The sequence below is a fragment of the Brevibacterium marinum genome (assembly GCF_011927955.1).
Lineage (GTDB): Bacteria > Actinomycetota > Actinomycetes > Actinomycetales > Brevibacteriaceae > Brevibacterium > Brevibacterium marinum.
The window spans coordinates 3,739,174-3,755,137 of record NZ_JAATJN010000001.1 but is presented as its reverse complement, the minus strand read 5'-3'; the positions used below and the strand labels follow the sequence as shown (position 1 = coordinate 3,755,137).

Annotated in this window: 16 protein-coding genes and 1 riboswitch; of the genes, 10 read left to right on the top strand and 6 right to left on the bottom strand. The window is 65.1% G+C overall.

Going from position 1 to position 15,964, the window contains the following annotated elements; all coding sequences use genetic code 11:
• Nucleotides 1–48: 48 nt before the first annotated feature.
• Nucleotides 49–1,374, bottom strand: a complete 1,326-nt coding sequence (locus BKA07_RS16870) for an NAD(P)/FAD-dependent oxidoreductase (protein WP_245161994.1) — start codon at nt 1,372–1,374, stop codon at nt 49–51.
• Nucleotides 1,375–1,456: 82 nt separating this feature from the next.
• Between BKA07_RS16870 and BKA07_RS16865 the strand changes: the two genes are divergently transcribed.
• The 5 genes from BKA07_RS16865 (at nt 1,457) to BKA07_RS16845 (ending at nt 5,124) form a co-directional block, all read left to right on the top strand.
• Nucleotides 1,457–2,353, top strand: coding sequence for a LysR family transcriptional regulator (locus BKA07_RS16865; protein ID WP_167952065.1), 897 nt, complete (start codon nt 1,457–1,459; stop codon nt 2,351–2,353).
• A 28-nt stretch (nt 2,354–2,381) separates the two neighbouring features.
• On the top strand, nt 2,382–3,467 hold the full coding sequence (locus BKA07_RS16860; RefSeq protein ID WP_167952063.1) for an IS630 family transposase: 1,086 nt from the start codon (nt 2,382–2,384) through the stop codon (nt 3,465–3,467).
• Between the two features lie 28 nt (nt 3,468–3,495).
• Nucleotides 3,496–4,098, top strand: a complete 603-nt coding sequence (locus BKA07_RS16855) for a class I SAM-dependent methyltransferase (protein ID WP_167952061.1) — start codon at nt 3,496–3,498, stop codon at nt 4,096–4,098.
• A gap of 82 nt (nt 4,099–4,180) precedes the next feature.
• Nucleotides 4,181–4,501, top strand: a complete 321-nt coding sequence (locus BKA07_RS16850; protein WP_167952059.1) for a putative quinol monooxygenase — start codon at nt 4,181–4,183, stop codon at nt 4,499–4,501.
• A gap of 53 nt (nt 4,502–4,554) precedes the next feature.
• Entirely contained in the window at nt 4,555–5,124 is a 570-nt protein-coding gene (locus BKA07_RS16845) for a hypothetical protein (RefSeq protein WP_167952057.1), read from the top strand.
• Nucleotides 5,125–5,191: 67 nt separating this feature from the next.
• Here the strand turns inward: BKA07_RS16845 and BKA07_RS16840 are convergent, their stop codons facing one another.
• The 3 genes from BKA07_RS16840 to BKA07_RS16830 are packed head-to-tail and all read right to left on the bottom strand — an operon-like array spanning nt 5,192 to nt 8,161.
• On the bottom strand, nt 5,192–6,019 hold the full coding sequence (locus BKA07_RS16840) for an energy-coupling factor transporter transmembrane component T family protein (RefSeq protein WP_167952055.1): 828 nt from the start codon (nt 6,017–6,019) through the stop codon (nt 5,192–5,194).
• A complete protein-coding gene (locus BKA07_RS16835; protein WP_167952053.1) occupies nt 6,003–7,532 on the bottom strand; it encodes an ABC transporter ATP-binding protein in 1,530 nt (509 codons plus the stop codon). Before BKA07_RS16835 ends, BKA07_RS16840 begins: the two co-directional genes overlap by 17 nt.
• Nucleotides 7,532–8,161 carry an ECF transporter S component gene (locus tag BKA07_RS16830; protein WP_167952051.1) on the bottom strand — a complete coding sequence of 210 codons (630 nt, stop codon included), beginning with the start codon at nt 8,159–8,161 and terminating at the stop codon, nt 7,532–7,534. The genes BKA07_RS16835 and BKA07_RS16830 overlap by 1 nt, the downstream gene beginning before the upstream one ends.
• A 23-nt stretch (nt 8,162–8,184) precedes the next feature.
• Nucleotides 8,185–8,293, bottom strand: a riboswitch (TPP riboswitch).
• A 113-nt stretch (nt 8,294–8,406) separates the two neighbouring features.
• Between BKA07_RS16830 and BKA07_RS16825 the strand changes: the two genes are divergently transcribed.
• Nucleotides 8,407–9,813: a purple acid phosphatase family protein gene (locus BKA07_RS16825; protein WP_209044009.1), complete on the top strand. Its 1,407-nt coding sequence runs from the start codon at nt 8,407–8,409 to the stop codon at nt 9,811–9,813.
• 15 nt (nt 9,814–9,828) lie between these two features.
• On the opposite strand, the gene BKA07_RS16820 is transcribed toward BKA07_RS16825, so the two are convergent.
• Entirely contained in the window at nt 9,829–10,737 is a 909-nt protein-coding gene (locus BKA07_RS16820) for a universal stress protein (protein ID WP_167952047.1), read from the bottom strand.
• A 121-nt stretch (nt 10,738–10,858) separates the two neighbouring features.
• Nucleotides 10,859–11,398 (bottom strand): DUF4916 domain-containing protein, encoded by a 540-nt coding sequence (locus BKA07_RS16815; protein WP_167952045.1) that lies wholly within the window; start codon nt 11,396–11,398, stop codon nt 10,859–10,861.
• Between the two features lie 202 nt (nt 11,399–11,600).
• On the opposite strand from BKA07_RS16815, the gene BKA07_RS16810 reads away from it, so the two are divergent.
• Genes BKA07_RS16810 through BKA07_RS16795 form a run of 4 tightly spaced genes read left to right on the top strand, consistent with a single transcriptional unit; the run spans nt 11,601 to nt 15,962 of the window.
• Complete coding sequence (locus BKA07_RS16810) at nt 11,601–13,097, top strand: MmgE/PrpD family protein (protein ID WP_167952043.1); 1,497 nt, start codon at nt 11,601–11,603, stop codon at nt 13,095–13,097.
• Entirely contained in the window at nt 13,097–14,002 is a 906-nt protein-coding gene (gene prpB, locus BKA07_RS16805; protein WP_167952041.1) for a methylisocitrate lyase, read from the top strand. The genes BKA07_RS16810 and prpB overlap by 1 nt, the downstream gene beginning before the upstream one ends.
• Nucleotides 13,999–15,120: a bifunctional 2-methylcitrate synthase/citrate synthase gene (locus tag BKA07_RS16800; RefSeq protein WP_167952039.1), complete on the top strand. Its 1,122-nt coding sequence runs from the start codon at nt 13,999–14,001 to the stop codon at nt 15,118–15,120. Before prpB ends, BKA07_RS16800 begins: the two co-directional genes overlap by 4 nt.
• Nucleotides 15,121–15,146: 26 nt before the next feature.
• Nucleotides 15,147–15,962, top strand: a complete 816-nt coding sequence (locus tag BKA07_RS16795; protein ID WP_167952037.1) for an enoyl-CoA hydratase/isomerase family protein — start codon at nt 15,147–15,149, stop codon at nt 15,960–15,962.
• The last annotated feature ends 2 nt before the right edge of the window (nt 15,963–15,964 follow it).

Here is a 15,964-nt window from a genome sequence, read left to right as displayed (position 1 = left end):
GTGAGTCTGATGGGTGGTGGCTGCGGGCGCATGTGCGTCGAGGTCGGTTCACACGATGTTGAGCTCCTTGCGCAGCCCCGAGGTGGCGAACCGGTGTTTGTCCAGCCCCGAGACGTCGACGAAGGGCTGAGCGCCGGTCATGAGGTCGGCGACGACCTCTCCGACGGCCGGGCCCATGAGGAAACCGTGTCCGGAGAACCCGCAGGCGTAGAAGAAGCCGGAGAGTTCCTCGGCCTCACCGATGAGCGCATTGTGATCGGGCGTCATCTCGTAGAGCCCCGCCCATCCGCTCGTGGCTTCGACATCGCCCAGTGTCGGGGCACGAGATTCGATGAGCTCGGCCAGGGTGGGCCGCCAGTCCGGGCTGCGTTTGTCGTCGAAGTCCCACACATCGGACTCGTCCGGGCATCCGAAGAGCAGACTCGGACCCTCCGGATGAACGTAGAAGCTGGTCGAGAAGTCGATGGTGAAGGGCATCTGCGACAGATCGATGCCCAGCGCGGCCTCATCCACGGGTTCGCTGACCATGATCTCGCGTCGCAGCGGCCTGACCGGCAGGTCGACCCCGGCCGCCTCGCCGATGAGCCCGGACCAGGCACCGGCGGCACAGACGACCTGCCCACACTCGATTCTGCCCTTGCTCGTGGTCACCGCGGTGAGGCTGCGGGTGCTGCCGCTCGTGCCCTCACCCTCGAACGAGTCGCTCTCGGCCGGCTCGAACCCGGTCACCTCGCAGTTCTTGAGCACGCGGACTCCCAGCTCCCGTGCGGCGCTGACATATCCGGAGACCACGGCCTCGGGTGTGCAATGCCCGTCACCGGGATTGAAGGCACCTGCCACCAGACCCTCCGTATCGATGTACGGGGCCAGCTCGGCCACCTCGGCGACGGTCAGCATCCGGGAATCCAGGCCCATGCGCTGTTGGAGGGCGACATTGGCCGCGAAGGTCTCGGCATCCTCGGCGGAATCGAGGAGGAACAGATACCCATTGCTCACGAGGTCGATGTCGACGCCGAACTCGGTCTCGAAGTTGCGCAGCACCTCGAGGCTGCGCGTGGACAGGGCGATGTTGACCTCATCGGAGAACTGGCAGCGCACCCCGCCGGCGGCCTTCGACGTCGAGCCCGAACCGGGGACGTCGCGTTCGACGACGACGATGTCCTGCACGCCATGCTTGGCCAGGTGATAGGCGATGGACGCTCCCATGACCCCGGCGCCGATGACGACCACCTCGGCGCTGCCCGGGACCGTTCCTGTCGGTGATGTGCTCTCCAACTTCCACCTCTTTCGTCGTCTGCCGCAGTGGCCGTCTTTGGCCACCGCGGCAGCGGGGACGCCGACCTCGACGTCGGCGGATTGCGGCTCACAACCCATTGTTGTCCCCGTCACGTTTAAGGACAAGAGTGAGTTCGTGAAAACTATTTTTAGAAAGCGTGAAAAGAGCTAGGATGTGCCCATGGCGTGGACCTTGGGGCAGCTGCGAACCTTCGTCACCGTGGCCGAACTCGGGTCGATGACCAGGGCCGCCGAGCAGCTGGGCTACAGCATCGGTGCGGTCTCCCAGCACATGAGCGCCCTGCGCCGGGCCGTCGGGTCCGAACTGTTCCTGCGCCGGGGTCGGGGGATGGTCCTCGCCGAGGCCGGCCGGACGTTGCTCCCACGGGCGCGGAGCCTCCTCGCCGCCCAGAAGCAGGCCGAGATGGCGATGCTGGGCAGAGACTTCCGCAGCGAAGCCATCGTCACCCTCGGCGTCTTCGGTTCGGCGTCGACGAGGGCGCTGCCCCAGATCGTGCGGCTCCTGGGGCAGCGGCACCCGCACATCGAGGTCCGCGCGCGTGAGATCAACGTCGAAACGATGTCGGCGGCCGTGATCGACGGTGCCATCGACCTCGGCATCGGCATCAACTATCCGGCTGTGCCGCTGCCGCCGATGCGAGGACTGAGTTGGATGACGGTGGCCGGTGAGGACTTCGGCATCGTCGCGCCCGCAGGTGCTCCGCCGCTCCCGGTGGAGGAGCTGGCAGAGGCCGATTGGATCCTGCCCCCGGCCGAGGAGCTCTTCGGCCGGGCGATGCGTCTGGCCACCTCGGCGATGGGGATCGCGGCCAAGGAGACCCACATCGTCACCGACACGGCCGTCGCGCTCGCCCTGGCCGGCACTGGACTCGGTCTGACCCTGGCGACACCGATCATGATGTCCCTGGGCGGGCCTGACGTCGATCTGCATCCGGTCGCCGAGGCGGGCGGCAGGGAGATCATCGTACTGACCTCCCCGGACCCCGCAGATCCGGTCAGGGCCGTCGCCGAGGTGGTGGCCGAGGTCTTTCGTCCTAGTGGTGTGTCTCGTAAATGATTATACCGTTGGGCGATAGAATGAGGGCATGTCAGCTCCAGCAGCCCCGTTGACCATGACCGACACCGATCGAGAAGTCCTCGAGATCATCGCTCGGTCATCGACAGCCGCGCACCGGGAAGTCGTCCGCGCCAGAGTCCTCCTCGCCTCCGCCGACGGTGTGGGCATCCGCACCGTCTCCGGCGACCATGGTGTGTCGGCGATGACGGTGCGCGCCTGGCGCGAGGCGTTCACAGCCGAGGGACTCACGCAGTGGGGCACGGTGAAGAAAGGACGCGGACGCAAACCCTCGATCCCTGAGGACACAATCGCTGAGATCGTACGTCTGACGACGACCGAGACTCCTGAAGCCGAAACCCACTGGTCGGTGCGGTCGATGGCCAAGAAGGTCGGCGTCTCCCGCTCGACCGTCCACAGGGTCTGGTCCGAACTCGGGCTCAAACCCCACCGGCACGATACGTTCAAAGTCTCGAACGATCCGAACTTCGATGCCAAGGTCATCGATGTCGTCGGTCTCTACCTCAACCCACCGGAGAAGGCGGTGGTGTTGTGCATGGACGAGAAGTCTTCCATCCAGGCACTCGATCGCACTCAGGCATCGTTGCCGATGGTTCCCGGTCGGGCCGGGACGATGACGCATGACTACAAACGAAACGGCACGACGACGCTCTTCGCCGCACTGGATGTCCTCACGGGTAAAGTCATCGGGCAGTGTCTTCCCAAGCATCGGCATGAGGAGTTCCTGACTTTCCTCAAAACCGTTGATTCGCAGGTGCCCAAGGGTCTGCAGGTCCACCTCGTGCTTGATAACTATGCCACGCACAAACATGCCGTGATCAAGCACTGGCTGGCCAACCACAAACGCTTTCACCTGCACTTCACGCCGACATCATCGTCGTGGCTGAATCAGGTCGAGAGGTGGTTTCGCGATCTGACGGAGAAGAATCTGCGTCGGGGGATCTTCCACTCGGTGCCCGATCTCATCGACAGCATCGAGGCTTATATCGATGCCAATAATGATGACCCGAAACCGTATGTGTGGACGGCGACAGCCGAGTCGATCCTGGAGAAAGTCGCCCGAGCGCGCACCACCCTGACCGAACGAGCAAGCTAATACAGAGACACACCACTAGGATGGGGCCATGAGCTTCGATCATCAGTGGAACCGCATCCGTGAGACCAATCCCGACCATTCCGCCAATTATGCCGAAAGGTGGCGCAAGATCGTGGCCTCCGGGCAGGACATCGGGGGAGAGGCACGGTTCGTCAATGCGATGGCCCCACGCGGTGCGCGCATCCTCGACGCCGGCTGCGGCACCGGTCGCGCCGGCGGCCTGCTCATCAGCGAGGGCCACACTGTCTACGGGGTCGATCTCGACGAGTTCCTCATCTCCGTCGCCGAGGAGGACTTCCCGAGCGGCGAATGGCACACGGGTGACCTTGCCGAATTCGACTTCGCGGACGCAGGCATCACCGACATCGACGTGGCCTTCTGCGCCGGCAACGTCCTGTCATTCCTCGATCCCGCCTCTCGGCGCCAGACGCTGTCCAACATCAGATCGACGCTGAAGTCCGGCGGACGCTTCGTCGCCGGCTTCGGCGCGGGCCGCGGCTACGACTTCGCGGACTTCATCGACGATGTGAAGTCGACGGGCATGATCGTCAATCTCAAGCTCTCGACCTGGGAGCTGCACCCGTACGAGCCCGACAGCGGATTCCTCGTCCTCATCGCCGAAAGGGCCTGAGACAGGGGAGCACAGCGGCAGATCTGCCAATATGATTTGCTGGTTCAGACAGTTCATCATCAAAGAGAAGTGAGGTCAGCCGATGATTTTCATCGTCGTGAAGTATGACGTGAAGCCCGAAAGCGTCGAGCAGTTCCCCGAAGCGGTGCGCCCCTTCACCGACGCGGTGCGCGAAGAGCCGGGCAACCTCTGGTTCGAATGGTCGAAGAGCCTGTCGAATGACAACGAGTTCGTCCTCGTCGAGGCCTTCACCGACGAAGGTGCCGAGCCGCATGTCAAGAGCGACCACTTCGCCGCCGGTCTCGAAGCCATGCGTCCACACCTGGCGTCGACGCCGAAGATCATCTCCCGCAAGATCGACGGCGAAGGCTGGGACGAGATGGGCGAACTCCAGATCGACTGACCCCGTGACCGTCTGCCCTGTCGCTTCCGGTCGGGTTTGCCTAGACTTCTCCCATGGCGACCAAGGCGATGAACGTGGCGGCGATCGAGAGCACCCTCGGCGAACCGTGGGCGACGACCCGCGCTCGCCTCGAAGCAGCAGGAGGAGAGTCGGCGAGTCATAAGGAACTCGCCGACGCCCTCTACCCGCAGTTCGACGGGGTCGTGGACAAGCACGGCTGGTGGGTCCAGGGCGCCGTCGTCGCCTATGAGCAGGAGATCGGCCGACGTGTGCCCGGCCAGCGGGCCGATGGCACCTTCGACGTCGCGGTCTCCCGCACCGTGGCCGGCGACCGTGACGACGTCATCACCAGGTTCGCCTTCCTCATCTCCGGTGGAGCCCTCGGAGACGTCGGCCTCGAGAGCGAGCCGCGCACCTCACGGACCGAGAAGCGCTCCTTCTGGCGGGCGAACCTCGAGGACGGAACCAAGTTCGAGGCCTCTGCCGAACCGAAGACGGCGACTACGGGGTCACAGAACGGTGAGGACGAGACGCTGCTCGTCCTCACCGTCTCGAAGATGCCCAGCGCCGAGGCGCTCGAAGAGCGGCGATCCGTACTCAAGGACCTGGTGCGGCGAGTCTGAACCACGGACTCGTGAGCCTGAACCACGGACTCGTGAGCCTGAACCACGGACTCCAGACATCACGCCCTCAGCCGCCGATGATCGGATTCCACGTCCCCAGCGCGTGAGCGGCCTCGATCGCGAACACGCACACTGCTATCGAGACCAGCAGCGCGACACCATCCCCGGCACCAAAGGTCGAGCGCCTGCGCCAGGTCCGTCCGGGCCGCCCGAACGCCCTCCCCTCCATCGCCATGGCCAAGGTGGTGCCGCGGCGGATCGATCGGACGAGCAGCACGAAGACGCCGGTGAAGAGGCTGCCTGTGCGCCTCACGATCGAACCGCCTGCCACGCCTCTGGCCCGCCTGGCCATCGACAGCGTCTGCCACTCGCTGACGAGGAGGCCGAGCAGGCGTCCGGCCGCCAACACGGACACCACGACGACCTCCGGCAGGCGCAGATGCTGAATGAGAGCATCGGAGAGATCCCTGGGGCCGATCGTCGAGGCGAGCACGATGAGCGGAATCGCCAAGGCCAGGGCACGCAGGAAGATCGGGGCAGCCGCGCCGAGGGAGCCCGACGTCATGAGGATCGGTCCGAGGTCGACGACGACAGCCCCGGTCTTCTCGGCCAGGATCGCAGTGCCCCAGGCGGCCAGGAGCGCGCCGAGGGGCAGAAACCACAGACGTCGCAGCGCCGCCCAAAGATCGAGTCCCGTCGCCGGCAGCGCAAGCAGACAGAATCCGAGCACGACTCCGGCGGAGACCACGTCGATGCTCAACAGGGCACCGACCATGAGGATGAGGGCCACTGCGATCTTCGTCAGGGGATTGCACCTGACCAGTGCCGTCCTGCGCACGATGGGAATGAGTTGGCCCGGATCCTCAACGGCGACAGACTCACTCAATGCGCACACCCCTCCTCACAGCATCGGCCGACTCATCCCCGAAGCCGTTCGACGTCCGTGTTCCCAGCTCGAATCGTCGGGCGCCGATCGCATCGAGGAAGTCGTGGTCGTGGCTGACGGCGACCACGGCGCTGCCGCGGTCGAGCACATCGATGAACTGGTCGACGAGCCCCGTCCAGGTGAGGGCGTCCTGGCCGAACGTCGGTTCGTCGACGATGAGGATCCGGGGCCGTGGGGCGATCATTGCCGCCACCGACAACCGGCGCTTCTCTCCTCCGGAGAGACCCTGTGGGTGTGATTCGGCGAGCTTCTCAAGCCCCAGCGCATCCAGCAGTTCGGCGACACGAACATCGATCTCGTGACTCGACCACCCCGCCAGTCGCGGACCCAATGCCAGTTCCCCGGCCACACTCGAGCGCAGGAACTGATGCTCGGGTTCTTGGAACACCATCCCGATCCGCGGGGCCAGGAAGTGGGAGGGCCAACGCAAGGGTCTGGCATGCTTGGCCCCAGAGCGCAGGGAGCCCAGCGCCGTGACCTCGCCCTCGACCTCGGGGATGAGCCCCGCGAGGGTCAGCGCCATCGTGGATTTTCCGGCACCGTTGGCACCGACGATACCGATGGCCTCACCAGACCGGATGTTCACATCGAGATCGACCGCGGCCGTTCGCCCGGAGCCCGGACGACCGACACCGAGCCGGGTGGTCGCAAGCAGGACCTCGCCGGTCGGATCACTGCCGACCATCGTGGGCGCTCTGCGGTTCACGGCCGCGTGCGGATTGCATTCCTCGGGCATCCAGATCCCGCATTCGCGCAGCTCATCGGCGAGTTCAGGGTCACCGAAGACCCGCCTCGGCGGGCCCTGGACGAGCAGTCCATCCCTGCCGAGGACGATCACGGTGTCCACATGATCGAGCCACAGGCCGACCCGGTGTTCGACGATGACCATCGTCGCCGAGGTGGCCGCCTGAGTGTCGAGGACGGCGTCTCGGACCAGCGGGGCCGAGTCGGGATCGATGTTCGCTGTGGGTTCGTCGAGGACGATGACCTCTGGAGCCATGGCGTGGATTCCGGCCAGCGCCAACCGCTGCTTCTGCCCGCCGGAGAGAGCCGCCGTCGGGTGGCTTCGCGGAGGGTCGAGGCCCATGGCTCCAAGCGAGGTGGAGATCCTGGATTCGATCACCTCGGCGGGCAGCCCCAGATTCTCCATGCCGAAGGCGACATCGTCGCCGACGCGGGAGAAGATCACCTGGGAGTCGGGGTCCTGGAGGACCAATCCGGTCTTCCCTCGGCGGGGATCGGGGACGGTGTCGCCGACGAGTAGCTCACCGGTGGATTCCCCGGATTCGGCGGGCAGGACGCCGGCGATGGCGTGCAGGAGAGTCGACTTCCCTGCCCCCGAAGGGCCCAGGAGCAGAACCTTCTGCCCTGCATTGATGCTCAGGTCGAGGGGCCCGACCGCCGGTTCGTCCCGATCGGCGTGGGTCCACGAATATCCGTGGGCCGTGATCGGCAGAGCCATCAGTGGACACGGCCCGAAGCGAACGAACTCAGCGCCCCGGTCTTCGCAATCGCCCGGTAGGCGAACCAGGCGCCGATGCCGGAGATGACGATGCCGGAGATGATCGCGCACACCGTGTAGGCGGCCTGGAATCCGAACTGCCATTCGGCGTTGTACATGATGTTCTCGCTCACGGACATGAACGCGGCGGCCAGCAGCCCGGCCAGACTCGTGACCCACAAGTTGAACTTACGGTAGCCGAAGGCGGCGAAGACGAGTTCGGCGCCAAGGCCCTGAACGAAGCCGGAGAGCAGAACCGTGGCCCCGAAATGGGAGCCGAGGACGGCTTCGACGATGGCGGCGATGAGCTCGCACAGGAGTGCGGCGCCGGGTTTGCGGATGATGGCTGCGGCCAAGGGCCCGGCGAGGACCCAGAGGCCAGCGATGAGACCGATCGAGGGCGGGAACGCCTGGAATCCGAGCTCGAGGGCCTTCCAGCTCAGTGCCAGCACCCAGAAGACGAGGCCGACGGCGATGCCGAGCACGGCCGTGACGACATAGTCGACGACTCTCCACTGCTTGGTCGCCGGGACGTGGGAATACTTCGGTGCGCTCCGCTGTGGAGAATCCGCTGCGGTCGTTTTCGGCATTGTGCCTCCTCGTATCAAGGAGGGGTAGAAGAGTCTCGACTTCCTTCGGCGGTACTGACCGCATCAGGTTCGAGGGTCTGCAGCTTCATCTGCACTCTCAGCGCCCCTTGCGGCGCTCCCCTGTCGTGGACCCCACTGTACAGCAGTCCACGGCAACACTTCGTGACGAAGAGTTCACCCGCAGTTGCGGAGCCGGACACCTGCCCGCGCCGCGACCTTCACTACCGATGGGTAGAAATGATCGGGTGACAATACGACACCTGAGAACACCGATGAGTTCCCTGTCCGCACTTGTGCTGTCGGCGGCTCTCGTCGTCCCGCCGGTCCCCGCGCACGCCGACCCTGGTCACTCATCCTCGGCCCGGGTCGAAGAGAATGAGGAGTCCGCGATCTCCGACACCGTCCTGCAGGTCGGGGCCGATGAGACCTCACGTAACCTGTCCTGGATGAGTGAGACCCCCGGAGAGGGAGAGGTTCGCTGGTCAAAGACCTCGGAACTCGAGGGCTCGGCTCTGCCCGAAGACGCCCACAGCGCTCCGACCACCGACTCGGGTCTCTCGACCGACCTCGGACGTCACTACAATCATGCGAACATGACCGGTCTGGAGCCGGGCACCGAATACGCCTACCAGGTCGGCAGCGAGGAGGACGGCTTCTCCCCGGTGGCACGGTTCGATACGGGGACCTCAGATGGGGACAGCGAATTCCTCGTCTTCGGTGATCCGCAAGTCGGCGCCGGCGGCGGTCGGCCCGATGACGCGACAGGGTGGGACAGGACGCTGACCTCCGCGTTGGAGGCCGCGCAGGATCCGAGGTTCTTCTACTCCTTGGGTGATCAGGTGAACTCGGCAGGCGACCAAGGGCAGTACGAGCAGTACCTGGCGCCCGAGGCGACGACGACCGTTCCGCAGGCGACGACCATCGGCAACCACGATGTCACTTCGAAGTCCTATGAACAGCACTTCAACCGGCCCAATGTCAGCCACGACCACGGTGAAGGTGGAGCGATCACCTCCGGCGGGGACTACTGGTTCATCGATTCCGGGGTTCTGTTCATCAACATCAACTCGAACGACCACGACACCGAGGAACATGCGGAGTTCATCGACGACGTCGTCAGCGAACATGGCGACGAAGCCCGGTGGAAGGTCCTCGGCTTCCACCATTCGATCTACTCGACCGCGACCCATAACAGCGACCCCGACGTGCAACAGCTGCGCGAAGCCATTCCGCCGGTCGCGGCCCGCAACGACATCGACCTCGTGGTGTCCGGCCATGACCACATCTTTAATCGGACCTTCCTCATGGATGCCGGGGGACAGCCGGTCAAAGGCTCCGACGCCGGACTCGAACAGGAGAAGGAGGAGGGACAGACAATGTACCTGACTCTGACTTCTTCCTCGGGATCGAAGTTCTACGACTACGTTCCGGGACTCGATTGGGAGGCCAAGAGCGTCCATAACGACATCCCGGCCTTCACCCGGGTGCGTGTGAGTGACGAATCGCTGCGTGCGACGACGTACGAGGTCCCTGCCGGGGACGGGGCGCAGGGCACCTCCGCGTCGGCAGATTCCGAAGAGATCGACGATGTCGAGATCACGCGCGCCGGTGACAAGGACCCGGATCCGGATGCCGACATCGGTTCGGAATGATCCGAGGAAGTCGGCTCAGCCCGGGACGACCATGACCGGCCCCTGCGCATGGTGGAGGACCCCGTGCGAGACGGACCCCATCAGAGCACTCCGGAAGGATCCGCGGCCCCTGGTGCCTAGGACGGTCAGCTGCGCAGTTCTCGTCAGCTCGGCAATCACGTCGATCGGGTTCCCGATCGACACCGTGGCACCGACCCTGAGCTCTGGGAACTGCTGGGACACGGCGGTCAGCTCGGGGTTGAGCGCGGCCTCGAGCTGCTGCCGCCTCCGGTCGGAGACCTCGGCGCCGAGGTCCAGCTCCGGATACCAGTAGAGCCATTCGTCGCCCGCGGGCAGGACCGTGACGATCTCGAGTGCGCTGCCACGCGAGGCGGCCACCTCGGCGGCCGTGAACATGGCCAGACGTCCGCCCTCCGAGCCGTCGGCGGCGACCACGACCGAAGCCTCGGGCCCATCGGAGCGATGGCCGGGCACGACGATCGTCGGGCAGTGGGAGTGGGACGGCAGAGCCGTCGACACCGAGCCGAGGAGGCGACCGATGAACCCGCCACGGCCCCTCGCTCCCACGACCGCGGCACGCGCATCGGCGCTGAGGTGCACCAACACGCCGGCGGCATCGCCGCGCTCGGCGCGGTAGGAAACGGGACCCACATGGTCACGCAGCAGCTCGGCTGCCTCGGTGAGCAGCTTCTTCACCGCTGAATGTGAGGCCTCCTGCTCGTTCTCCTCCGGCATCGACGCGAGGTTGGGGTAGATGGTCATCGGGACGGTGTAGGCGGCGACGACCGTGAGGGCGATGCGACGGCGAGCGGCTTCGGCCGCGCCGTATTCGAGAGCACGTGCGGCAAGTTCGGAACCGTCGTATCCGACGAGGATCCCGAGTCCCGTCGATGACTGATCGCTACCGAGGTTCTCGGCAGTCATGGCAGACCTCCCAACGGGGCCGACTCCACCCGCACGAGGACGATGGCCCCGGTCATCAGAACCGTCCCCGTCGGGCCAGTCTACCAAGGTCTTTCTACGGTTCGTAGAGACAGACCGGTCTTCAGATCGCGAACCCCATGTGGGCCAGGGCGTAGCGGAGGAGGTGCTCCTGGCCATGGCACATCTCGCCGACGATATCGGAGCGCAGCGTCTCCTCCGGGGTCAGCCAGTCGAGGCTGAGCGCATCCGCGCGAGGGGTGCACTCGCCACGGACCTCGAGGATGAAGCACATCGAGATCGCATGCTGACGCGGATCGTGGAGGAGGGACGAGCCTTCGGTGGGGAAGTACTCGGCGATGTGGAACGGCGAGATCGCCGGGGGAATGACCGGCAGCGCCATCGGTCCGAGGTCGTTCTCCGCGTGGCGCATGAGGGCGGTGCGGATGCTTTCGTGGAAGCGGATCCGTCCGCCGACGACCTCGCGGCCCAGGGTCCCGTCATCCAGGCTGCGCAGGAGCAGGCCGATGTGTTCGACATTTCCGGATTCGCCCACCCGGACGGGAATCGCATTCACATAGGGGATGGGCAGTCGACGTCGCAGCTGAGCGAACTCGGCGTCATCGAACCAGTTCTCGTCGAAGTCCAGGGCGGTGCGCGTCATGACTCAATTGTGGCACAGTTCACCGACCGCCTCGAGAGTCCCGACGGGTGGGGTCGGGTGGTGGTGTTTCGGTGCGGTCGGGTAAAGTATCTTGATGTCGAGATAAAATTCCGGCCAGACCGTGACAGAGACGTGACGTAGCCTACAGTTGTGTCAGCCGCTGAAAGACCTGAACGGTCAAGGACGTTTGAAGGGGTTAACCATGATCGATCATGAAGTCCGCACGCACAAGAGCTCAGAGAACCTGGCTCGTGAAGACCAACTCGCCTGGAAGATCGCCGAGGTCGCTTCGGACCCGACTCCGGTGGACTCGGATGTCTCCGAGATGGTGATCAACCGCATCATCGACAACGCCTCGGTGGCTGCGGCATCGGTTCGCCGCTCGGCCCCGCTGCACGCTCGCGAACAGGCACAGACCCACCCGTACTCACCCGGAGCCACCGTCTTCGGCCTGCCCCGGAGCGAGCGCTTCTCCCCGGAATGGGCGGCTTGGGCCAACGGGGTCGCGGTACGCGAACTCGACTTCCATGACACCTTCCTCGCCGCAGAGTACTCCCACCCCGGTGACAACATCCCGCCGGTCCTCGCGGTCGCCCAGCACAAGGGTGTGGGCGGCAAGGACCTCATCAACGGCATCGCCACCGGCTACGAGATCCAGGTCGACCTGGTCAAGGGAATGTGCCTGCACGAGCACAAGATCGACCACGTCGCCCACCTCGGCCCGTCCGCTGCCGCCGGCATCGGTGCCATGCTCGGACTCGACACCGAAGTCACCTTCCAGGCGATCCAGCAGGCCCTGCACGTGACGACAGCGACCCGTCAGTCCCGCAAGGGCGAGATCTCGTCCTGGAAGGCCCACGCACCTGCGTTCGCCGGCAAGATGGCCGTCGAGTCCGTCGACCGTGCGATGCGCGGCGAAGGTGCGCCGAACCCGATCTACGAAGGTGAGGACGGCTTCATCGCCTGGATCCTCTCCGGCCCCGAGGCCCGCTACACCGTTCCCCTGCCCGGTGCGGGCGAGGCCAAGCGCGCGATCCTCGAGACCTACACCAAGGAACACTCGGCCGAATACCAAGCACAGGCACTCATCGACCTCGCCCGCAAGCTCGGCGGGGAGATCGATGACCTGTCCAAGATCAAGCGCGTCGTCATCCACACCTCGCACCACACGCACAACGTCATCGGCACGGGTGCGAACGATCCGCAGAAGATGGATCCCAAGGCGAGCCGGGAGACCCTCGACCACTCGATCATGTACATCTTCGCCGTCGCCATGGAGGACCAGGGGTGGCACCACGAGCACTCCTACTCTCCCGAGCGTGCCGGACGCCGGGAGACCGTGGAGCTGTGGCACAAGATCGAGACCACAGAGGACAAGGAGTGGACTCGCCGCTACCACTCGAGTGATCCCAACGAGAAGGCCTTCGGCGGACGCGTGGAGATCGAATTCGACGACGGTTCGACCCTGGTCGACGAGATCGCCGTGGCCGATGCGCATCCCTTCGGTGCCCGCCCCTTCGCACGTGCGAACTACATCGAGAAGTTCAAGACCCTGTCCGAGGGCATCCTCACCGGTGCCGAGCAGACTCGCTTCATCGATCTGGCCGAGAACCTCGAGAACCTCGACGCGGAGGGTGTGGCCGAACTCAGCTTCACCGTCGAGGGACTCGAGCACACCGGTTCGAAGGGAATCTTCTGATGTTGGGTGCAACCGCGACGCCGGCCGAACGCCGCGCGAAGTTCCGCGAAATCCTCGCCGGTGACCGGATCGCCGCGTTCCCCGGTGCGATCAACCCGATCAACGCCCAGATCATCGAGCAGACCGGGTTCGAGGGCGTCTACATCTCCGGTGGTGCGTTCTCCGCGGCCATGGGTCTGCCCGACATCGGGTTGACCACACTCACCGAGGTGGCCGACCACGGACGCAACATCGCCCGGGTGACGAACCTGCCGACCTTCATCGACGCCGACACAGGCTGGGGCGAGGCCATGAACGTGGCCCGCACCGTCCAGGAATTCGAGGACGCCGGAATCTCGGGGATGCACCTCGAAGACCAGGTCAATCCGAAGCGCTGCGGCCACCTCGAGGGCAAGGAGGTCGTCTCCGCCGCCGAGATGAGCAAGCGCATCAAAGCTGCTGTCAAGGGCCGCCGTGACGAGAACTTCGTGATCAGCGCCCGCACCGATTCCCGTGCGGGCGAGGGCCTGGACGCGGCGATCGACCGCGCCAAGGCCTACGTCGACGCCGGAGCGGACCTGATCTTCCCCGAAGCCATGCGGGACCTGAGCGAATTCGAGAAATTCGCCAGCAGCGTGGATGTGCCGATTCTGGCGAACATGACAGAATTCGGTAAGAGCGAACTGTTCACGACCGAGCAGTTGGCGAACGTCGGAGTCAAAGTCGTGATCTATCCGGTCACTACTCTGCGTCTCGCCATGGGTGCGATCAAATCGGGCCTGCAGACCATTCGCGACCAGGGCACCCAGGTGGACCTGCTCGAGGGAATGCAGACCCGTGCGGACCTGTACGACACGATCGACTACGCTGCGTACAACGATTTTGACGCTGCCGTATTCAACTTTTCACAGGAGGGTCACCAGTGACCGAAGAAATCAAGAAGGGCCTCGCCGGCGTCGTCGTCGACACCACGGCCGTTTCGAAGGTAGTCCAGGAAACGAACTCGCTCACCTACCGCGGTTACCCCGTGCAGGAGCTTGCTGCCAAGTGCAGCTCCGAGGAAGTCTCCTACCTGATCTGGAACGGCGAACTGCCGACCGCGGCTCAGCTCGAGGAGTTCACGGCCCGCGAGCGCGCTCAGCGCACTATCGACGACAAGCTCGTCCAGCTCATCCTCGACCTGCCCACGGATTGCCACCCGATGCATGTCGTGCAGACCGCGGTGGCCTACCTCGGCGCCGTCGATCCCGATGCGGACGTCGAAGGCGAGGAAGCCAACATCGCGAAGGCCGAGCGTCTCTACGCCCAGCTGCCGACGATCGTGGCCATCGACCACCGCCGCCGCAACGGCCTCGACCCGATCGCACCGACGAAGGACCTCGGCTACGCCGCGAACTTCTTCAAGATGGTCTTCGACGAGGTTCCCGCCGAGGAGGTCGTGCGCTGCTTCGACATCTCGATGATCCTCTACGCGGAGCACTCGTTCAACGCCTCGACGTTCACCTCCCGCGTGATCACCTCGACGACCTCCGACCTCTACTCGGCAGTCGCCGGTGGCATCGGCGCCCTCAAGGGCCCTCTGCACGGCGGGGCCAATGAAGCGGTCATGGCGATGCTCGAAGAGGTCGGGACCGCCGACAAGGTTTCGGCCTGGATCGACGATGCCCTGGCCAACAAGGCCAAGATCATGGGCTTCGGACACCGTGTCTACAAGAACGGCGACTCGCGTGTGCCGACCATGCGCAAGGCCTTCGAAGACATGGTCGCGGCCAAGGGTGCGACCGATCTCCTCGACCTCTACAACGCCTTCGAGGAAGACTTCGTCGCCCGCAAGGGGATCTACCCGAACCTCGACTACCCCTCGGGTCCGGCGTACCACCTCATGGGCTTCGACACCGACCAGTTCACGCCGATCTTCGTCATGGCCCGCATCACCGGCTGGACCGCTCACATCATGGAGCAGCAGGCCGACAACGCACTGATCCGTCCGCTCAGCGCCTATGACGGCCACGACCAGCGCGAAGTCCCCGACGACCGGGGTTGAAGTGCCGCCGCTGAAAGGCTATGGACATGACCGTTGACGGAGCCTACCGTCCGGTCGATCTCGAGGGTTTCGACTTCACCGTCACCGGTGGAGTCGGAACCCTCGTCATTGATCGGCCCGAGAAGCGCAACGCCATATCCCGTCCGATGTGGCGGTCGCTGCCGGAGATCATCGCCGGAGTCGACGCCGATGACTCGATCGGCGCACTCGTGATCACCGGTGCGGCCGGACACTTCTCCGCCGGCTCCGATATCGCAGACCTGAACGTGCCCCTTGGCGACTTCTGGGAGCTCAACTCCACCGCCGAGGCGGCCGTGGCCGATGCGCGCACCACCACCATCGCGGCCATCACCGGCAACTGTGTCGGTGGCGGCACCGAGATCGCCGCCGCCTGCGACATCCGCATCGGTGCCCCCGGTTCGATCTTCGGGGTCACGGCCGCAAAGCTCGGCCTCGTCTATCCCCCGGGGCCGACCCGCAGGCTGTCGACCGTCCTCGGCGACGCGTGGGCCAGATATCTGCTGGTCACAGCTTCGATCGTGAAGTTCGACCAGATGCGTGAGCTCGGCTTCTTCCACGAGGTGACCGAGACGCCTCTGGCCGCGGCACAGGCGCTGGGGGAGAGGGTCGTCGGACTCTCGCGGCTGTCCCAGATCGGGTCGAAGGCGGTCCTCGCCGGAGAGCTGGGGGAGAACCGCGGCGGTGGCGACGGTGCCGTCCTCACCCCGCCGCAGTGGCTCGACGAGGCCTACCAGGACGAAATCGCGCGCGGTCAGGAGGCGTTCTTCGCCAAACGTCCGCCCGAGTTCGGCTTCACAGGAACGGACTGGGCAGGCGAGTGAAA